Source organism: Christiangramia lutea (genome assembly GCF_022489035.1).
Lineage (GTDB): Bacteria > Bacteroidota > Bacteroidia > Flavobacteriales > Flavobacteriaceae > Christiangramia > Christiangramia lutea.
Genome location: NZ_JAKVTV010000001.1, coordinates 490906 through 511918, shown reverse-complemented (window position 1 = coordinate 511918; position 21013 = coordinate 490906). Strand labels below are relative to the sequence as shown.

16 protein-coding genes and 1 tRNA gene are annotated in these 21013 nt (G+C 37.2%); 16 read left to right on the top strand and 1 reads right to left on the bottom strand.

From position 1 onward, the window contains the following. Window positions 1-15 precede the first annotated feature (15 nt). Complete coding sequence (locus ML462_RS02280) at window positions 16-3327, bottom strand: DUF2723 domain-containing protein (protein ID WP_240712109.1); 3312 nt, start codon at window positions 3325-3327, stop codon at window positions 16-18. Between the two features lie 212 nt (window positions 3328-3539). On the opposite strand from ML462_RS02280, the gene ML462_RS02275 reads away from it, so the two are divergent. From ML462_RS02275 to ML462_RS02200, 16 genes are all read left to right on the top strand, one after another. Continuing rightward, window positions 3540-3612 (top strand) — tRNA-Gln (locus tag ML462_RS02275). A gap of 253 nt (window positions 3613-3865) precedes the next feature. Further along, window positions 3866-4339 (top strand): UpxY family transcription antiterminator, encoded by a 474-nt coding sequence (locus ML462_RS02270; protein ID WP_240712108.1) that lies wholly within the window; start codon window positions 3866-3868, stop codon window positions 4337-4339. 37 nt (window positions 4340-4376) lie between these two features. Beyond that, window positions 4377-5252 (top strand): glucose-1-phosphate thymidylyltransferase RfbA, encoded by an 876-nt coding sequence (rfbA, locus tag ML462_RS02265; RefSeq protein ID WP_240712107.1) that lies wholly within the window; start codon window positions 4377-4379, stop codon window positions 5250-5252. Next, window positions 5249-6271 carry a dTDP-glucose 4,6-dehydratase gene (gene rfbB / locus ML462_RS02260; protein WP_240712106.1) on the top strand — a complete coding sequence of 341 codons (1023 nt, stop codon included), beginning with the start codon at window positions 5249-5251 and terminating at the stop codon, window positions 6269-6271. Before rfbA ends, rfbB begins: the two co-directional genes overlap by 4 nt. Window positions 6272-6706: 435 nt before the next feature. Beyond that, on the top strand, window positions 6707-7285 hold the full coding sequence (locus ML462_RS02255) for an acyltransferase (RefSeq protein ID WP_240712910.1): 579 nt from the start codon (window positions 6707-6709) through the stop codon (window positions 7283-7285). Window positions 7286-7379: 94 nt separating this feature from the next. Continuing rightward, window positions 7380-8372 (top strand): Gfo/Idh/MocA family protein, encoded by a 993-nt coding sequence (locus ML462_RS02250; protein WP_240712105.1) that lies wholly within the window; start codon window positions 7380-7382, stop codon window positions 8370-8372. 26 nt (window positions 8373-8398) lie between these two features. Then, window positions 8399-9661, top strand: coding sequence for an oligosaccharide flippase family protein (locus ML462_RS02245; protein ID WP_240712104.1), 1263 nt, complete (start codon window positions 8399-8401; stop codon window positions 9659-9661). A gap of 394 nt (window positions 9662-10055) precedes the next feature. Further along, complete coding sequence (locus ML462_RS02240) at window positions 10056-10913, top strand: hypothetical protein (protein WP_240712103.1); 858 nt, start codon at window positions 10056-10058, stop codon at window positions 10911-10913. A gap of 9 nt (window positions 10914-10922) precedes the next feature. Continuing rightward, a complete protein-coding gene (locus ML462_RS02235) occupies window positions 10923-11939 on the top strand; it encodes an ATP-grasp domain-containing protein (protein WP_240712102.1) in 1017 nt (338 codons plus the stop codon). Beyond that, on the top strand, window positions 11939-12862 hold the full coding sequence (locus tag ML462_RS02230; protein WP_240712101.1) for a glycosyltransferase: 924 nt from the start codon (window positions 11939-11941) through the stop codon (window positions 12860-12862). Before ML462_RS02235 ends, ML462_RS02230 begins: the two co-directional genes overlap by 1 nt. Next, window positions 12859-13962, top strand: coding sequence for a hypothetical protein (locus ML462_RS02225; protein WP_240712100.1), 1104 nt, complete (start codon window positions 12859-12861; stop codon window positions 13960-13962). Before ML462_RS02230 ends, ML462_RS02225 begins: the two co-directional genes overlap by 4 nt. Further along, complete coding sequence (gene wecB / locus ML462_RS02220) at window positions 13956-15098, top strand: non-hydrolyzing UDP-N-acetylglucosamine 2-epimerase (protein WP_240712099.1); 1143 nt, start codon at window positions 13956-13958, stop codon at window positions 15096-15098. The genes ML462_RS02225 and wecB overlap by 7 nt, the downstream gene beginning before the upstream one ends. A gap of 56 nt (window positions 15099-15154) precedes the next feature. Continuing rightward, the gene (locus ML462_RS02215; RefSeq protein ID WP_240712098.1) at window positions 15155-16216 is read left to right on the top strand and encodes a sugar transferase; all 1062 of its coding nucleotides are present in this window, start codon (window positions 15155-15157) and stop codon (window positions 16214-16216) included. Window positions 16217-16242: 26 nt separating this feature from the next. Next, window positions 16243-17043, top strand: coding sequence for a polysaccharide biosynthesis/export family protein (locus ML462_RS02210; protein WP_240712097.1), 801 nt, complete (start codon window positions 16243-16245; stop codon window positions 17041-17043). A 1-nt stretch (window position 17044) separates the two neighbouring features. Beyond that, window positions 17045-19450, top strand: a complete 2406-nt coding sequence (locus ML462_RS02205; RefSeq protein WP_240712096.1) for a GumC family protein — start codon at window positions 17045-17047, stop codon at window positions 19448-19450. Between the two features lie 228 nt (window positions 19451-19678). Further along, window positions 19679-20953, top strand: coding sequence for a capsule assembly Wzi family protein (locus ML462_RS02200; RefSeq protein ID WP_240712095.1), 1275 nt, complete (start codon window positions 19679-19681; stop codon window positions 20951-20953). Window positions 20954-21013 lie beyond the last annotated feature (60 nt).

Sequence of the window (21013 nt, the reverse complement as noted above, 5' to 3'; positions counted from 1 at the left end):
TCAATTGATTTTCAGTTATTCTTCCTCTACTGAATCTAAAGCAGTAGAGTCCAGATTAGTTTCAACCGGGGTTGCCCCATCCAGAGCCTCCATGATCTCCTCTTCAGGAGACATGACATCGGCATCCATTTCTTCATCTTCTCTGTAAAAATGCCTGAACAATTTCAGGTACTGGTTGAATTCTTCAGCTTTTTTTCTTGCTGTTTCACGGTCTCCGTAAGCCATCATCATATCAACCAGGCCACGATAACGTTCCATATCTGTAATGATGTCATCGGCATATCTGTACTGTCGGTCAACCTCCCAATTGCTGTAGAATTTTAGGTTCTCCTGATATTTTGAGGCAACTTTTTCCCAGATCTCACGTGCTTTTTGAGGCTGGTTAACTTCATAATAACCTGTAATGAAAGGTTCCAGTAAAGTGTAATATTCAAAATGCTCAACTGGCATATGTTTCATCCCAAGATCCAGGATCTCTCTGGCATGAATGGTATCACCTTCATTCAGGAGGTTTTCAGTAAGCCTGGCCAGGTTGCTTCTGTAGGTAATTGAATTTTTTCGGGTCTCCGGATCGTGGTAGATATCGTCAGATCCCATATTACCCCAATCCCAGTTCTTCACGATGTTGTACATCTTTTCAGTATTCACCCTACCCATATCGAATGGATTTCTAGGATTAAGAGGTGTGCGAATCGGTACTAATTTGTAGGTGACACCTTCCAGCTGAAGGTAATCCTTCATCCACAGATAATCGTCATCACCAAAACTTCCACCGGTGAAGTAGATAGGTCTCTCCCAGTTGTTATTCGCCAGGATATCCAGCATAAGTATTCTATTCTTATAGAGAACCTGGTCGCCAATCGCAATATCGATATGATCTACGATCTCATCAGCTTCAGATTCATCCACGATATTGTTTTCAAGAACGGTTTGCTTATTCACCGGAATTCGAACATATCGAGAAGGGAAGGTATTGATGAAAGTTCCGCTCTGTAATTCTGCCTGAGTACGAGGATCGTCATTTTCAACATAATTCATCCAGGTGCTTATAGGAATTGTATCCTGGGTAACTTCTCTTAAGAAAATAGCATCATTTTTACCATTATAGAACTCATTTTCCAGCTGAGATGGTAAGGCATCACTTTCGAATGCCTTGCGTTTCATCTGGTCTATATACCAGTCTGTTGCCAATAAGCTTGTGTTCACTATCCTTACATCGGTTCGGTACTTCTCAACTTGTTGTACGTACCAGAGAGCAAAGGTGTCATTATCACCAATAGTGAAGAGAATAGCATTTTCATCTACCGAATCCAGGTACATTTTAGCCATGGTTAAAGCAGTGTCTCTTCCAGAACGGTCATGATCATCCCAGTTTTCAGAAGCCAGAAGAACAGGAACGCAAAGTAAACTAGCCGCGATCACAACAGGAGCTGCGATCTTCGGACTTATAGCTGCTCGAAGTTTATCAAAAAGAGCATAAACACCGAATCCAATCCAGATGGCAAAAACATAGAATGAGCCTACAAGGGCGTAATCTCTTTCCCGTGGTTCGAATGGGCGTTCATTCAGGTATATTTTTAAAGCAATTCCAGTAAACAGGAAAAATACCATCAAAACCCAGAAATTCTTCTTGTCCCTTTTTAAATGGAAGACAAGTCCAATTAATCCAAGAATGAATGGCAGGAAGAAATAAGTATTCCTGGCCTTATTATTTTTAGCGTCAGAAGGCAATTCGTCCTGGCTGCCAATATGCATCTCATCTATAAAATCAATTCCGCTTATCCAGTTTCCATGAAGATCGGTGTATTTACCCTGAATATCATCCTGTCTACCGGTGAAGTTCCACATAAAATACCTCCAGTACATATAGCCTATCTGGTACTCTAAGAGGTAGCCAATATTAGAAGCAAAACTCGGTTTTTCAACGATTATATATTCGCTGAACTGCTGCAGGAAACTATGGTAATCTTCCATATCCCTTTCTCCTCTGGAGAACTGGTTCCTGAACTCATTCACGGCCTGTTGTAATCTTTCCTCTCCCTGGTATTCAGGTTTGATCTTGAAATCCAGGGGACCAGTAAACTCCATGTAATTTACAGCATGCTCGGTACTCCACATTCTCGGAAGTATGGCTTTATGATCGTCGTCCAGATTCTGCTTGGCATTTTTATAATCGTTAACGATCACATATTTACCCAGTTCTTCGTCCTTTTCATATTTAGGTTTGGCATCTTCATATGGGTTTTCAGCATCCAGCCCTGAATACATTTCAGACCATTGTGGTCCATAAAAAAGATGAGTTTCGCCGTATTGTTCACGGTTATAGTATGCTAAAAGTTCACGAGCGTTATCAGGACTGTTCTCGTTGATCACTGTAGGGGCATTACTTCTAATTGGGAGCATCACCCAGCTTGAGAATCCTATTAAAACAAAAAGAATACAAAGTAAAAGGGTGTTGTATTTATAAAGATTTTTCTTCCTGGTATAATTTATCCCGAAATAGAAGGCAGCAATTATTACGAGCAACGCGATAATGGTTCCTGTATTGAAAGGCATTCCCAGGCTGTTGGTGAAGAATAGTTCAGAAGCCGAGAAAAAAGTAAGTGTATAAGGTAGAAGCAGTTTAAAAATGAACATTAGTACCGCTACAACCACAATATTAGCGATGATAAAATTCTTTACGGTAACCTTTTTATAATTCTTAAAGAAATATAGGAACCCAATTGCCGGAAGGGTAAGTAGTCCCATAAAGTGAACCCCGAAGGAAAGTCCTATAACCAACGAGATCAAAATGATCCAGCGGTTGCCACGTGGGGTGAACATGTCACGTTCCCATTTAAGTCCTAAATAAAACATCACCGACATAAAGCAGGCGGCCATTGCATAAACTTCCGCTTCCACGGCATTAAACCAGAAACTATCGGTAAAGGCGAAGGCCAAGGAGCCTACCAGGGCACTTCCCAGAACGGCCATTTTTTTGCCATTGGTAAGTTTCGAGACAGGTCCGGCAACTTTTAATACCAGCATGCTAATAGACCAGAACATGAACATGATCGCTACAGCACTGGCAAATCCAGACATGAAATTCACCATCAGGGCAACCTGGCTTTCATCTGGAGCAAAGGTTGAGAAAAAGGCTCCCATCATTTGATAAAAGGGAGCTCCTGGTGGGTGCCCCACTTCAAGGTTCGCCGAAGTGGCAATATATTCACCGGCATCCCAAAAACTTGCCGTAGGTTCCAGAGTTAGCGTGTAAGTAATTAGAGCAATAACAAAAACCAGCCATCCGAGGATTTTGTTCCACTTGCCAAAGTTAAGATCTGTCATAAATATTAGCGTAGTTGTACTAAAGTGGCGAATTTAATAATAAAATGCTGAATGCTTTACAAACGACAGATAAATGCTTTTATTTTGGAAATAACTGAAAATGAAGATGGAGACGGATCGGGGTGAACAAAGGAAAATTTTTTCAGGAAAATTTCAGTAAAAAGTTTGTGTAGATTAAAGATTGTTTTAAATTTGCATCCGCATTTAAGCATTGGCCTATGGTGTAACTGGCAACACGTCTGGTTTTGGTCCAGAAGAGTCTAGGTTCGAGCCCTAGTAGGCCAACAAAAACCCAAATCGAAAGATTTGGGCTTTTTTTATTTATAGATTTAGTTTAGAAAAATTCATCTAGCCTTGCCGCTTTTATAAACTACCCTTTTCTTATTCTAAATTTCCTGCCCTATAGTAATTTTGAAAATTGAAATGATCTTATTTAACTAACAATAATTAATTAAATATTCATAGTATAAGAGGTTGTTTTTCCCCTTAACATTTGTATTAAGATTTTGTTTCTTTGTAGTACAATTAAAAACAGTATATGCCCTGGTATGTAATTCGTACAAAACCTCAGCACGAGATCAAATCGGCTAAAATTCTAGAAAATATTGGATTAAAGGTGTATTGTCCAGTTATAACCGAGCTAAGACAATGGAGCGATCGTAAGAGGAAGATTTCTACTCCGTTATTTAGAACCTATTTATTTGCAAATCTAGACGATAAAAACAGGAATAAGGTTTTCGAAGCTCCGGGAGTGCTTGGATTTTTGAACTGGTTGGGTGAACCTGCAGTAGCTAAAAATGAGGAAATTGAGGCGATACGATCCTGGATGAACAATGATAAGCTTGATGGCTTTGAAGTACGGGATTTGAACGCCGGGGATAAAGTGGAAATTAAAGCAGGACGTTTTACTAAAAAGGAGGCGATCATTAAGGAGGTTGGGAATAAAAAACTTAAACTGATCTTCCCTGATATTGGCTGGACCTTAACGGCCCGGATTCAGGATGTATTGTAGGTTGTTTCTTCACTATTTTATTTCTTACTTTTAGCTCATGAAAGGAATTATTCTTGCCGGAGGTTCGGGCACCAGGTTATATCCTATTACCAAGGGGGTTTCCAAACAGTTGCTGAGTATCTATGATAAACCCATGATCTATTATCCTTTGTCGGTATTGATGCTGGCTGGGATCAGGGAGATCTTGATCATTTCAACTCCCAATGACCTTTCCAATTTTGAAAAGTTGCTAGGGGATGGTTCAGATTTAGGGATGCAATTCAATTATGCCATTCAGGAAAAACCAGAAGGACTTGCGCAGGCTTTTATCATTGGAGCTGATTTTATAGGCGATGATGATGTAGCCCTGGTGCTTGGTGATAATATTTTTTATGGTCATGGTTTTACAGGTCTGCTAAAGAATTCCGTTAAAAATGTTCAGGAAGAAGGAAAAGCATCAATTTTTGGATATTATGTTAATGAGCCTGAAAGGTATGGTGTAGCCGAATTTGATAATTTCGGCAATGTCTTAAGTATTGAAGAGAAGCCGGAAAAACCAAAGAATAATTTTGCGATTGTGGGACTTTATTTTTTTCCATCTTCAGTAGTGGAAATTGCGAAAAAAGTCAAGCCGAGTGAGCGAGGGGAATTGGAAATAACTTCGGTGATCGATGCTTATTTGAAAAAATTAAAATTGAAAATGGAAATTCTGAGCAGGGGATATGCCTGGCTGGATACAGGCACCCATGAATCTATGCTGGAAGCTTCCAATTTTGTACATACAATTGAAAAAAGACAGGGTTTAAAGGTGGCATGTCTTGAAGAAATCGCATATAACATGGGGTATATTTCAAAAGAAGATTTATTGAAACTTGCAGAGCCTTTGAAAAAAAGCTCTTATGGCCAATATCTAATAAATAAGGTGGTAAAATGAAGGAGAAAGAAGAGATTATTCTTGTTACCGGAGGAGCTGGATTTATAGGCTCCAACTTTATCGAATATTATCTGGCTATATATCCTGATTCCAGGATTATTAACCTTGATCTTCTTACTTATGCAGGGAATCTTGAAAACCTTAGAGTTGTAGAAGAGCACCCGAAGTATACTTTTATTAAAGGTGATATTTGTAATCGAGATCTTGTTTCAAAGATTTTCAAGGATTTTAAGATAAATGCAGTGATCAACTTTGCAGCCGAATCTCATGTAGATAACTCTATTCACGATCCTGAGGTTTTCATTAGAACTAATGTGAACGGGACTTTCAATCTTCTTGATATCGCCTATAAGTCCTGGATGGAAGAACCTTTTAGGTATAAAAAGGAATTTGAAGGTAGTCGTTTTCACCAGATCTCTACCGATGAGGTATATGGTAGCCTGGGGGAGACAGGGCTTTTTACGGAAACTACCCCATATGCGCCGAATTCGCCTTACTCTGCAAGTAAAGCCAGTGCAGACATGTTGGTGAGAAGTTATCATCATACATATGGCTTAGATACGCTCATTACTAATTGTTCCAATAATTACGGGCCTAAACAGCATGACGAGAAACTGATCCCTACCATAATCAGGAAAGCATTAAGTGGAGAAAAAATTCCCATTTATGGGGATGGTAAAAACGTAAGAGACTGGTTGTTTGTTCAGGATCATTGCCGTGCGATCAACCTGGCCTTTAAAAAGGGACTGTCCGGTGAAGTATATAATGTTGGTGGGGATGGCGAAAAGAATAATATTGGTATTGCTAACATTATCTGTGAACACCTGGATGCGAAAAAACCTAAAACTTCCGGTAGCTATAAGGAACAAATAGAATTCGTAAAAGACCGACCAGGACACGACCGAAGGTATGCCATAGATGCCTCCAAAATAAAAACTGAACTGGGCTGGAAGCCGGAAGAAGATTTTGAAACCGGAATTGAAAAAACTCTGAAATGGTATTTAACTAATTTTAAATAGGCTGCTCAAGCAGGTAATTTTTCATTTTTTTTAAATCCTCAGGGCATATGGCTCTTTATTTCTTTCTATTTGTACGCTAGAGAGTTAAGTTATTTTGTTAGGTTTTAATTAACTTAAAAAACACAGTTATTAGCTTAATTTGGTGAGTATTCTTCAATGATTTTAGCCAAGCGAAACACTTTCGCTAAATAGTTTGAATTTTAAGTTAAAATTTTAACATCTGCTGTTTGGTGTTAACTTAAATTTCAGATTAACTTTGCCGGCTGAAAGAAACAACCTGAACTTAACCCTACTTATCATTTATCCTATTCATGCCCTTGATTAGGATTATCCACTCAGGTTTTATCAAAAATTTTTACGAGAGTTACCATATGTGACTCACGGCGGCGAAGCCCTGTTTTATTCCCAAAATTCAGAAAAATAATGAAAGATCAAATGGAAAATTATTTTGCCCATTCTTCGACAGTAATTGACGAAGGTTGTACCATAGGGAAAGGTGTGAAGATCTGGCATTTCTCTCACATTATGCCTAATTGTAAAATCGGCGCTCGATGTAATATTGGTCAGAATGTTGTGGTCTCGCCAGAAGTAGTTCTTGGTACTAATGTTAAGGTGCAGAATAATGTATCCATTTACACCGGGGTTATTTGTGAAGATGATGTGTTCCTTGGACCCTCTATGGTTTTTACTAATGTAATAAACCCCAGAAGCGCTGTAAATCGCAAGGCCGAATACGCTAAAACTATCGTTAGAAAAGGCGCTTCCATTGGTGCAAATGCCACTATAGTTTGTGGGAATGAGATTGGAGAATACGCGTTTATTGGTGCAGGGGCTGTAATTACTAAAGCAGTTCCAGCCTACGCGCTAGTAGTAGGTAACCCTGCAAAACAAATCGGATGGGTAAGCGAATACGGCCATAGGCTTGAATTTGATGAAAAAGGCTTTGCAATTTGTCCCGAAACAAAACAAAAGTACCAGCTTAAAGATTCGAAAATCACCAGGATAGAAGCATAGAGAGAAAGTTTCTAATCTAGAAATAGATACCTTCTTCCGAGCAATTATTCAATATTCCATAATCTAATTTCCAACAACTTAACCACCCACAAGTATGAAAAATTTTGCCCTTATTGGAGCCTCAGGCTATATAGCTCCTAGACATCTAAAGGCAATAAAAGACACCAACAATCTTTTACTTGCAGCACTGGATAAGTTTGATAGCGTAGGGGTCATGGATAGTTATTTTCCAGATGCAGAATTTTTTGTTGAAACCGAAAGATTCGACAGGCATATCGAAATGCTAAAGCATGAGCAAAATATATCCCCGGATTATTTTAGTATCTGTACACCAAATTATCTTCATGATTCTCATATAAGAATGGCGCTTAGGAGAGGGGCAGATGCCATCTGTGAGAAACCCTTAGTGTTAAATCCCTGGAACCTGGATGCGCTTGGGCGTATGGAACGCCAGACTGGTGGGAGAATATGGAATATCCTTCAATTAAGGTTGCACGAAAGTATCATTGAATTAAAAAAGAAGGTTGAAGCTACTCCAAAAGATAAGATTTTTGATGTTGACCTTACATATCTTACTTCACGTGGCAACTGGTATTACACTTCATGGAAGGGAGATAAAACAAAGTCAGGAGGAATTGCTACAAATATAGGAGTGCATTTCTATGATATGCTGGGATATATTTTTGGGAAATTAAAAAGGAATGATGTCCATGTTCATACCCATGATAGAGCAGCGGGATATCTGGAATTTGAAAGGGCCAGGGTTAGATGGTTTTTATCTATCAATTATGATGTACTTCCTGAAGAAATCAAGATCAGAGGTCAAAGGACTTTTCGTTCTATTACGGTTGAAGATGAGGAGCTTGAATTTAGTGGGGGGTTTACCGATCTGCATACTAAGGTTTACGAGGATATTTTAAACGGAGGAGGCTATGGTCTGGAAGATTCAAGGCAGGCCATTGAAATTGTCCATGACATTAGGAATGCTGAAGTGATAGGATTAAAAGGAGATTACCATCCTTTTGCGGCTAAAGAAAAGGCGGTGCATCCTTTCGAAAAAAAGCTTGATGAGTTTTATCAATCATAAAGGTTGCTGTTTAAATTAAAGCAGGATTGATCAAAAGAATAAGGGAAATATTTAGTAATAGGAGTGCGAGAACATTGATAAATAATTTCTTTTCTCTCTCTTCCATGCAATTAGTAGGGATGCTGTTGCCACTGGTTACATTGCCTTATATTTTGAGGGTCCTAGGATTTGAAAAATATGGGATAATTGTTCTGGCTTCTTCATTAGTTGCATATTTTCAGTCGGTAACTGACTTCAGTTTCAAGATCACGGCTACCAGAGATGTGGCGAAATTCAGGGGGAATCCTAGAAAACTAAACCTGATCTACAGCAGGGTTCTTACGGTAAAATTGATTCTTCTCTTATTTTCTTTTTCAATTATAACCACTGTAGTTTTCCTGTATGCTCCGTTCTGGGATGATAGACTGATATTTTTCCTTTCTATGCCATTATTGTTGGGACATGCCTTGTTCCCCGACTGGTTTTTTCAGGGTATAGAAAAAATGAAGTATATATCCTTTCTGGATATAGGAATAAAGCTATTCTTTACTTGCTGCATTTTTATATTCGTAAAAAAGCCAGGTGATTTCTGGATCTATCCTCTGCTGTACAGCGGAAGCTATATCATGGCTGGGTTTATAGGACAGCTAATTCTTGTAAGAAACTTTAATTTAAGATTTATTTGGCTAAAGCAGGCCAGGATAAAAAATGTACTTCTTGATAATTATCCAGTGTTTGTCAACCAGTTTGTGCCAACCCTTTATAATAATTCCACAACTTTCCTTTTAGGAATATTTGGAACTTCGATTATGGTAGGAAATTATGCGGCAATTAAAAGAATCGTAGATCTAGCGGTGAGACTCTTAAGTATAGTGTCCAGGGTGTTTTTTCCATTACTTAATAGGAATCGCGATGCATTTGTGCGTTATCGCCAATTGGTTTTATCGGTTTCGATTGCTCTGTGCCTGCTCATTCTTTTGAGTAGTAAATTAATATTCTGGTACCTGAATATCGATTATTCGAATGCTGTGTATGTTCTTCTCGTTTTAGTGATTGGAATTATTGGCTATTCTGTATACGACATCTACGGCTTAAATTATTTTATAGTACGTCGAGAGGATAAACTGGTGATGAGCAATACCCTAAAAGTCTCATTTGCTGGATTTTTATTGGCCTTTCCATTGGTCTATTATTTCGGGATTTTAGGAGCGGCTATAAATTTAAGCCTTGCCCGAATTCTTCTGGGAGGTGGGATTTATTACAAATATCACTTTAGAAAACTAAATCCGTTAAAATCAATTAAGGTTTAGAAAATTGAAAGCTGCGAAGTTAGATAAGTTCTTTTTTTTCAATTTTATCCTGATCTATTTTATCTATATAGGTCTGGCTGGAATTGTATTCCCTAAGCAAGGAGCGGTTTCCGTAGTGGTTCCTGGTCTCGCCCTGCTGTTTATACTTAGAATGATATTTAAAAGTGATTTCTACAAATTTTCACTGTGGATATACAGTTATATAGCATTCCTAGGCTTATTAATTCTCTTCTCGTCAGATGTATTTGCTTCATTTAAAACCTTTTTAAAGGTAACCATGACCTTTATGATACTTCCTGTGTCATTTCAGATAGTAAGGAATTTTCAATTATTTAAAAGAATGAATCTCACATTTATTCTTTTGATGATCCTGTATCTGATCAATTTTATCGTCATGAACTCGCTTGGGATTTCCTTTAAAGGGTATGGGGATGATATTACCACAGGAAACATATTTAGTGAAGGATTAAACGCAATGGCATACGCCCTGATAATTTTGCCCGTGATTTTATTCTTTTTCAATAAAAGAAAGTGGTGGATCATTCTTTTAGGGATTGTTGTATTTGTGACCTTGGTTGTATCCTTAAAGAGAATATCCATCTTAGCGGTATTAACAGGATATATGATTCTTTTCTTCTCCCTGAAGAAGAAAAAGAAGTTAATAAAGGGCGGTGTCGCAATTCTTGCTCTGCTAATATTTTCATTTCCACTTTATTCTGAAACACTCAGCGAGCAAATTGAAAACAGGAGCAATAGATTCCAGGCGAATTCTATTGAGAAGGAAGGAAGGTACAGGGAAACAATTATTGTATTTGATCAGATATTCTCATTTAAAGATGTGCCTTATAGTATTTTCGGAAAGGAATTATTCAATTCACCGGGAACATACGGTACAGCAAGTGATTGGAACGGTCGCCAATTGCATTCCGACTATAATGTGTTGTTACATGGTTCTGGGCTATTAGGAATAACCTTATACTTTTTAGTTCAGGGAGTTATTTTAATGACTTTCATACGTTATAAAAGAAAGATTTTAGGACTCAATGGATATTCAAAGAAACTTGATTACCTGAATGCCACATTTTATGCCGTATTTTTATTGTCTTTCGTTATTTCACTATCCGGTGGAATAAACGGTGTAATATTCAATGTTTTGAGGTATAGTTTTCTGGGTTCTGTTCTTGGCTTATATTATTCGATACTCAAAATGCCAGATGCTAAGTCCTATCTTATTAAAAACCTGGAGAATTAAGTCTTCTAAATGAAAATTTACTGCTTAAAAGATTATAAAGGCAATTTTTTATCTCGATACGATTCTGAAGTTTACCGGTCTGGGATGGATAAAGCTGCGCTGAAGGAATATTTTCAGGAGATTGGTGTCGAAATTGAGTTCCTGTTCTTTTCAGAAGTGCAGAATTTCGATGCTTCTTTCTGGATGGGCCAATATGTGCTTTATACATCCAGTGAAGATCATAATCTGTCTTATAAAAGCTACATCGAGGATATAGTTTATTATTTAGAATTGAATGGCGCAAGGCTAATTCCAGAATTCAGGTACCTAAAGGCAAATAATAATAAGGTCTTTATGGAACTTTTAATCAAATCGATAGTTCCTCAAACTAGGCAGATCCTTAAAAATAAAATCTTTGGTTGCTATGAGGAGGTTCAGTCTCAGTTTGAAGATTTGCAATATCCGGTAGTCTTTAAAAAAGCTGCAGGAGCTATGAGCAAAGGAGTGGGAGTATCCTCAGATAAAACGGAATTATCTTCCAGTATAAAGCAGATTTCAGGGACTAAGAATTTTATTCTGGATCTCAAAGACAGGTTAAGAGCAATAAAACATCCAGGATATCAATTAGAAAGTAAGTACCGAAATAAATTTATTTTACAGGACTTCGTTCCTGGACTGGACGGTGATTTTAAGGTGTTGATCTTTGGCACTAAATACTATGTTCTAAAAAGGGGGTTAAAAAAGGATGATTTCAGGGCTAGCGGAAGCGGGATCAAAGTTTTTGAAAGAGAACTGCCAGACGGTCTATTAGAATATGCCAGTGAGATTTTTAAAAAAGTTAATCTGCCTATTATCAGCATGGATATTGCTTTTAACGGAAGCGATTTCTTTTTAATCGAATTCCAGGCAGTTCACTTTGGCACCTATACCCTAATGCGATCTGATCATTATTGGCTTGAAAAAGAAAATGGATTTGAACTGGTAAATAGCAAGAGTAATCTGGAAGAAGAATACGCTTCTTCCATCGCAAACTTCATTAAGTCCTAATGAATATCCTTTTTGTTAGTAGTGGTAATTCGTCCAATGGGATTTCACCAATCACCTTCAATCAGGGGGTATCTCTGAAAAAGGAGGGGAGTATTGTGGAATACTTTCTTATTAAAGGTAAGGGAGTTTCAGGCTATATTGCTTCAATTCGTAAACTCCGAAAACATTTAAAAAATAATAATTACGATATCGTTCATGCGCATTATTCTTTAAGTGGGATGGTAGCAGCACTGGCAGGAGCGAAACCCTTGATAGTTTCGCTAATGGGAAGTGATGTAAAGACTAAAGGCAATTCAAAAAAGGGGATATATCTTTTTGCCAGGTTTTTCTGGGATTCAGTAATAGTGAAATCTCATGATATGAAAGAATCATTGGATTTTAAGAACATCCCGATAAGTATTATTCCAAATGGGGTTGATTTTGACCGGTTCAAAGTGTATGACCGGAAAATATGCCTGGAAAAAACCAAATGGGATAATACAAAATCACATATTCTGTTTGCTGCCGATCCGGCCCGACCTGAAAAAAATTTCAGCCTTGCAAAAGAGTCATATGGTTTACTCGAAAATGGATCATTAGAAATGCATTACCTGAATGATATTTCCAATGAAGAAGTGCCATTTTATTTGAATTCGGCCGATGTTGTTTTATTAACCAGTCTATGGGAAGGATCTCCCAATGTTATAAAAGAAGCTATGGCCTGTTGCCGCCCAATTGTATCAACCGATGTGGGAGACGTTAAAGATGTAGTAGGAGGAACTACTGGCTGTTTTATAGCAGATTTCAATGGGAAAGATGTCGCCCTGAAAATCGAAAAGGCGTTTCAGAAAAACAAGACTTCCGGAAGAGAGGATATTGCTTATTTGGAATCTTCTGTGATAGCACAAAAGCTTCTAAACCTATATAAGGCTATTAAAAATTGATGAGAATACTGTTTTACTTCGGGCATCCGGCCCAGTATCTTTTTGCACGGGCTACCATAAAGCGCCTGTTGAAGAAGCCTGGTTTTGAAGTCCAAATTTTAATCAAGACAAAGGATGTGCTGGAAGATCTTTTAAAGGCCGACCAGCTTTCATATATCAATATTTTACCTCAGGAAAGAGGTAGCTCGAAACTACAGATTGGATTAAGCCTAATTAAGAGAAATTTCAAGATTCTTCCAAAGATTATAAAAAATCGTCCTGATCTAATGATCAGTACCGATGCCTCGATCGCACAGTTAGGCAATATGCTCCATATTAATTGTATTAGTATTACAGAAGATGATTACGAGGTGGTAAAGACGCTTGGAGATCTAACCTATCCATTTACTAAACATATTTTATGCCCAGAGGTATGTGATGTGGGAAAATGGAAAAATAAAAAGGTAGGCTATAGCGGTTATATGAAGTTAGGGTATTTGCATCCAAATGTATTTACTCCAGAAGAATCTGTTAAGGAAAAATACAAGCTAGCAGGCAAGTATGTTATCATAAGGCTAGCTAAGTTAACTGCCCACCATGATTTTGGAATCAAAGGAATAAATAAAACCTTGTTGGGTCAGTTGTTGAAAATGATCGAAGAAAGTGGTTCACAACCTTATATTTCTGCGGAAGGTGATCTTCACAAGGATTTAGAAGTGTACAAGCTCAATATCGCACCACAAGATATGCATCACATACTGGCTTTCTCATCATTATTGATCTGTGATAGTCAGAGTATGAGTGTTGAAGCTGCAATGCTGGGAGTGCCATCCATAAGATATAGTGATTTTGCCGGAAGAATATCGGTGCTCGAAGAGCTTGAACATAAATACGAACTAACCTATGGATTCCGGGTTGGAGATGAAAAATCGATCATAAATAAAATTTCAGAGGTTCTCAGTTTAGAAAATATGACTGAGCTATATCAGGAGAAAAGGAGAAAAATGCTTAGTGAAAAAATAGACGTCACTTCATTTTTAGAATGGTTCATATCTGATTATCCAAAAAGTGCGGAAATGATCAAGACCAAACCTGATTATCAAAATCGTTTTATATGTTAAAAATACTTACAATAGTAGGTGCCCGACCGCAAATTATAAAAGCAGCAGCTTTAAGCAGGGCTATCCGTGAAGATTATTCAGAAACTATTGAAGAGGTGATCGTTCATACCGGGCAGCATTATGACGAGAATATGTCTAAAATCTTTTTCGAAGAACTACAGATACCGGAACCAAATTATAACCTAAACGTAGGTTCAGGGTTACATGGCGCCCAAACAGCAGCAATGATCCAGGGAATTGAAAATGTTTTGAATGATGAAAATCCCGACTGTATAATCTTATATGGAGACACTAACTCAACCCTGGCCGGAGCAATAGCTGCCTCAAAAATTCATGTTCCGGTGGTTCATATTGAAGCTGGCTTGAGGTCTTTCAATAAAGCTATGCCGGAGGAGATCAATCGTATCATGTGCGATCATGTTTCTACTTATTTGTTCAGTCCTACAAAAACCGGATATCAGAATTTATTAAAGGAAGGCTTTAAAGAAAATATCAATGACGCTAACATTGATAATCCGGCTGTTTTCCATTGTGGTGATGTGATGTATGATAACTCACTTTATTTTTCCAGGATCTCAGATGAGAAATCTGATATCATCAAAGATCTGGAACTTGAGAATAAAGAATACGTACTGGTTACCGTGCATAGAAACAATAATACAGATGATCCTCAAAGGTTGTCTCAGATTTTCGATGGGCTCATTGATATTGTGAAAGAATTCAAAATAAATATTGTTTTGCCTCTTCATCCAAGAACCAGGGAAAAACTTAAAAGCCTTACTGAAGAAGTTTTAGAGTTCATTCAAAATAATGAGCATTTTAAAATTGTTGATCCTGTTTCCTTTTTAGACATGATTCAACTGGAAAAGAGAGCTGAGTTAATAATCACAGATTCGGGAGGTGTTCAAAAGGAGGCCTATTTTTTTAAAAAACCGGCCCTGGTAATGAGAAAGGAGACCGAATGGGTAGAGATCATTGAAGCAGGTGCAGGTGTTTTGATAGATTCAGAAAAAGAATTGATGAAGAAATCCTTCAGCAAATTTTATAAAGCTGAGATCGATTTTCCTCAAATCTTTGGTAATGGAAAGGCTGCAAACTTTATCTGTGAACGATTAATCTCTAACCACTCTTCCTAAGTGGTCTGAAGATAATGCCACTTTTTAAAAGTTTCCATAAAATTCATTCAGAATATATGATAAATAGTTTTGTGTCTAACCCTGAATTTATTTCTCCAAGGTATCCAGAGTTTCAATTTCGAGATAGCTCATATACCCGTGAAGTAAAAACCGAACTGCAGAATAATTGCAAAGTAGTTGAGGATACTTCTATTTCTGAATTAGAGAAATTAGATGGGACCTATGATGAAATTATATTTGAAGAGCGACTGAACAACGTTCGCTACCTGAATAAATTTCTTTCTACAATCAATTCTAAACTTGAGCCTGGCGGAAGTCTTATCGGGAAGTTTGAAGAATATAATTCAAGGAAATCTAGACTGCTAAATAATAGAATCAAACCTTTCACCTATTTAATTCATGGCGGAGATATCCTTGTAAACAGGGTTCTTCCAAAATTACCTCTTTCCAAAAATGTTTATTACAGTGTTACCAAGGCAAAAGGAAGAGTTCTCTCCAAAGCCGAAGCTTTCGGAAGATTGTATTCCTGTGGTTTTGAAATTACCAAGGAATATGAAATAGGAGAGGAGACCTATTTTATTGCAAAAAAAGTAAAAGAGCCTCTTGTCAATGTTCGTCCTAATTTTGGACCTCTTATTATTCTGAAGCGAGTTGGTAAAAATGGGAAGCCTATTAAAGTTTACAAGCTTAGAACCATGCATCCTTATTCTGAATATTTACAGGATTATGTATATCAAAAAAATGACCTGCAGAATGGAGGGAAATTCAATAATGATTTCAGGATTTCGAAGGAGGGTAAAATCTTTAGAAAGTTCTGGTTAGATGAATTTCCAATGTTCATAAATCTTATTAGAGGAGATATAAAGCTTGTTGGTGTAAGGCCTTTAAGTAAGCATTATTTCAATCTTTATACCAAAGAACTTCAGGATAAAAGAACAAGAACGAAACCAGGGCTTTTGCCACCGTTCTATGCAGACATGCCGGAAACACTCGAAGAAATTATAGATTCAGAATTAAAATATTTAGAAGAATATAGTAAAGCCCCTCTAAGAACAGATGTAAAATACTTCTGGCTGGCCTTCAAATCTATTGCATTCAAAGGAGCAAGAAGTAAGTAAAACCCCAAAAGAACAATAATTAAAAAATGAAATACCCCAGATTCTCCATGCCGATGTTTCTAACATTTCTGGCATCAATTATTTTAACTTCCTGCGTATCTCGCAAGGAAATTGTTTACTTCCAGGGGCTTGATGAAGCAGAAAATCATTTAGATAAAAATGTCAACTCAAGTCTGAATATCAAACCTAACGATCTTTTAACCATAAGCGTTTCTGCTACAGAACAGGAGGCTGCCCTGCCTTTTAATCTTCCAGTGGTTGGAGTACCACAGGGTGGTGCCGAGCTCGGTGGACTTTCTGTAAATGGAAGGCAGCAGTTGCAGACCTATCTCGTAGATTCTGATGGAAACATCGAATTCCCGGTCCTGGGAACTGTTGAGGTAGCCGGACTTACACGTCAGGCGCTTTCTGCTAAATTGAAAGGTGAAATAACCGAATATGTTCAAAACCCTATCGTAAATGTACGCCTGGTAAACTTCCAGGTTAGTGTTTTAGGTGAAGTAAACATGCCTGGAACCTTCGATATACGGGATGAATACCTAAGTCTTCCGAAAGCCTTGGGATTTGCTGGAGATCTTACGATTTACGGTAAAAGAGATAATGTGCTAGTGATGAGAGAAGAAAATGGTAAAAAGGTTCATGAGTACCTTGATCTCACAGACCCGGGAGTAGTGAATTCACCATTTTATTATTTGCAGCAGAATGATGTTGTTTATGTAGAGCCCAATGGCGCTCAAATACAATCTGCTAGCTATAACCGTAATGCAGGAGTTTATATCTCTATCGCTTCAGTTTTAATTTCATTAGCCGTTTTAATTACAAACTAATATGTCACAACAGAATCAAACAATCCCTCCGTTGGAAGATGAGATTGATATGAGAGAAGAACTTGAAAAGTACATCAAGCGCTGGCCCTGGTTTTTGGTTGGTGTAATCGTATGCCTTTGTCTAGCTTTCATATATCTAAAAGTAGCCTCTCCAACATATCATACTGTCACCAGCATAATCATTAAAGACCAGGAAAGAAAAGGACCATCTTCAGAAATGGCTGCTTTTGCCGATATGGGCTTTTTTAGTGGAATGGGAGCTAATTCTATCGAGAACGAGATAGGTATTTTAAGTTCTAAGCGAATCATGAGCAATGTGGTAAAGGAGCTTAATCTTAATGTCACCTATTTTAATGAAGATGCTATTCAGAGTCCGGAACTATATTTAAACTCCCCATATTTAGCCCAGATTCTGCAGCTAAACGACCGAAAACTAGCCATGTTTTCTAACGACGGTGCAAATCAGTTTATAGTTCGAAAAATTTCTGAAGAACAATTTGAGCTTATTAATGCGGAAACTGAAGAGGTTTTTAAAGGAAAATTTGGGCAGCCACTGGGAATTCCTTTTGCTGATATTATTGTCAATAAAAATGAAGATTATATTACTTATGAAGAGAATGAACTCCCTACGGTAAAGATCCAGTTTTCTAATCTAGAAACCGTAGTGATGAACTATCGGGAGAAACTGCAAATCGATCAAAATGATAAAAACTCAAGTTTAATTCAATTGAGTTTGGATGATGCCGTAAAGGAAAAAGCTCAGAATATTCTCGATCAATTGGTTTATGAATACAATCGTGAAGCTATAGAAGACAAAAACCTGGTAGCCAGAAATACCGCAAATTTTATAGATGAGCGGCTTCAAATTATAAATCATGAACTGGATTCTGTCGAAATTGGTAAGGAAGATTTTAAAGAAGAAAATCGCCTCACAGATATTGAAGCAGAATCTGAAATGTTCATTGAGAATGTAAGTGAATTTAATAAGCGTCAGCAGGAAGTAGGAACTCAATTAGAGTTGGCCAATACCATGATCGATTACTTGGAAAGCGATTCAGGTTCAGATCTATTACCAGCAAATCTAGGAATTGAAGAAGAATCTGTAAACTCAAGCATTCAAGAATACAATAATCTGGTACTACAGAGAAATCGTATTCTTAGCGCTTCTACTAAGAAAAACCCGATCGTAGTTAGATTGAATAATCAAATCGAACAAATTCGGGGAAATGTGCTATCAAGTTTTGAGCGGTTAGAGTCTAATTTAAAAGTAGCTCAACAGGAACTTCAAAGACAGGGATCGGTGATTAATTCAAAAATATCTGCAGTTCCTGGTAAAGAAAGACAGTTTAGAGGAATTGAAAGGCAGCAGAATATAAAGGAATCTTTGTATTTATTTCTGCTTCGAAAAAGAGAAGAGAATTCATTAAGCTTGGCAGTAACGGCTCCGAAGGCTAAAATCGTGGACAGGGCTTACAGCTCGATCACCCCGGTATCCCCTAAACCAGCGATCGTTTTTCTTGTCGCCTTGATTTTAGGAGTTATATTTCCTTTTCTTTTTATTTATGTAAAGACTTTATTTAGTAATAAGGTTAAAAGCAGAGATGACATCGAGAAACAAACCAGGGAAATACCAGTAGTCGGTGAAATTCCGAACGTAAGTAAAAAAGATAGTGAGATGGTTCTGAAAAATGATCGCAGTGTTCTGGCTGAATCGTTCAGAATATTACATACGAACCTTCAATATCTTATGGGAAATTCTACAAACAAGGTAGGTGGAAATTCAATTTTTATTACTTCTACAGTAAAGGGTGAAGGAAAAACGCTGGTTTCGTTTAACATTGCTGCTACTTTAGCCAATACTGGAAAGAAAGTTTTGCTGGTAGGAGCAGATCTTAGAAATCCTCAATTACAACGATTTGAAAAGGATGCACGGGAGCATATTGGTGTGAGCGATTATCTAGCTAATAATAATTTAAAATTGAAAGATCTTATAAGAGAGTCTAAAACAGAAAATCCAAATCTTCAATTATTGCCTTCTGGTACTATTCCTCCTAACCCTTCAGAGTTATGGAGAAGGCCAAAAACTAAAGAAATGTTTGAAGAGCTTGAAGCTATGTACGATTATGTGATCGTAGATACCGCTCCATCATTACTGGTTACCGATACGTTCCTAATCAATAAGTTTGCAGATCTTACTCTATATGTAGTGCGGGCTGATTATACCGAGAAAAAACTGCTTCAGTTTGCGATCGACTCTAATGATAATGGCAAATTCCATAATTTAAGTTTTGTATTGAACGATGTAAAGCTGGCTAATTTTGGATACGGAAACAAGTATGGATATGCATATGGAGAGGAGAAGAAATCATTTCTGAAAAGAATCCTGAATAGGGCAGCAATTTTTTAATATAGGTATTTTAAATTTTTAAGATTATTTAAATCATAATTTAAAAGCTTAAAATCTTTTCACGGGTTTTAAGCTTTTTCATTTTTAATTCATCAAAATTTGAAACTCAAATATTTCTCTTTTTTAATATTTGCTTTTTTATCGTTGAAATCATTTTCTCAAATTGAATTTTCTGGAGATATCCATTTAACTGGTTTTTACTCCAGTGAAGATAACTTGCCGTTTTGGATGTACACAAACCAGCGGGGAAGGGTCTCTAAAGATACAGATTTTTCCGGTTGGATTACAGGTAGGATGAATTATGAAATTTCCAGTGAAACCAGTTTGGAAATGGGGGTCGGATTTATTTATCAGAATGGCTATTTGAATAATGATTATATCGATGAACTATATCTGGATTTCCAAAATTCCTGGATTCAGGTTATTGCTGGTAGAAAACAACAAAAAGAATTATACGGTGGTTTAAGTGCCACGAACGAGAATATGGCCTGGTCGCTTAATGCAAGACCATTGCCAGGAGTTCGGTTTCATAGTTTAAGACCAGTTTATTTAAATAAAAAGCAAAGCCTGGGAATAGAATTTTCATGGGAAGAATACTCGATGGGTGCCGACAGGTACGTGAAAGGAACACGTTTACATACAAAGCGTTTGTACTTTATTTCAAATTTAAAGAAAGGCTGGCAGCTAAAATTGGGAATCAGGCATTTTGCTCAATGGGGTGGAACATCTCCCAGATGGGGTAAACAACCTACAGGTTTTAAAGATTACTTAAAAATTGTTGCTGGAAGAGAAGGCGGGGCGGAGTCAACACCAGGTGATCAAATAAATGTTATTGGAAGTCATTTGGGGACATATGAACTCTATCTAAATAAGAATTTTAGAAAAGGCGAACTTAAAATAATTTATAATCACTTTTTTGAAGATGGTTCCGGTAGCAGATTTGAAAATTTTCCCGATGGTCGATATGGCGTTTTTTATTCTTCTGAAGATGATGGTTCGATACTGAAATCTATAATGTATGAATTTTTTTATACAAAAAACCAAAGCCAAACAGCTCCATACTTATTTGACTACTATTTTATGAATGGTGTTTACGCTTCAGGATGGACCTATCAAAACAGAGTTGTTGGATTACCCTTACTTACCACCAATTATTACGAAGATTATCCTCCAGGTATACAAAATATTAGGGTTGGTAATAATTCAATAATTGCGCACCACTTAGGTCTTGCAGGAAAGTTTTTAAAGAAGTTTCCATATAAGCTACTAATGACCTATCGTAAAAATTATGGTCACTATCGAAATAAGGGATATGAAGGTTACGATTATTTTCCTGCAGATGATCCCAGGGGCTTAGTGAAATTAGACAAGAATGTATTTTCAACCAGATTAGATATAGATATTCCTTTTGATTTTGCAAATCTAAGTTTGATTTTAGGAGGTGATTTTTCAAAAAGTCAGAATGTGATTGGAACTGGTTTGAGTCTTTCCAAGGCTTTTTAGTTTCGATTAAGTCAGAATGTAAATTTAAGCCCGGTTGAAACCGGGCTTTTTTTATGTGTT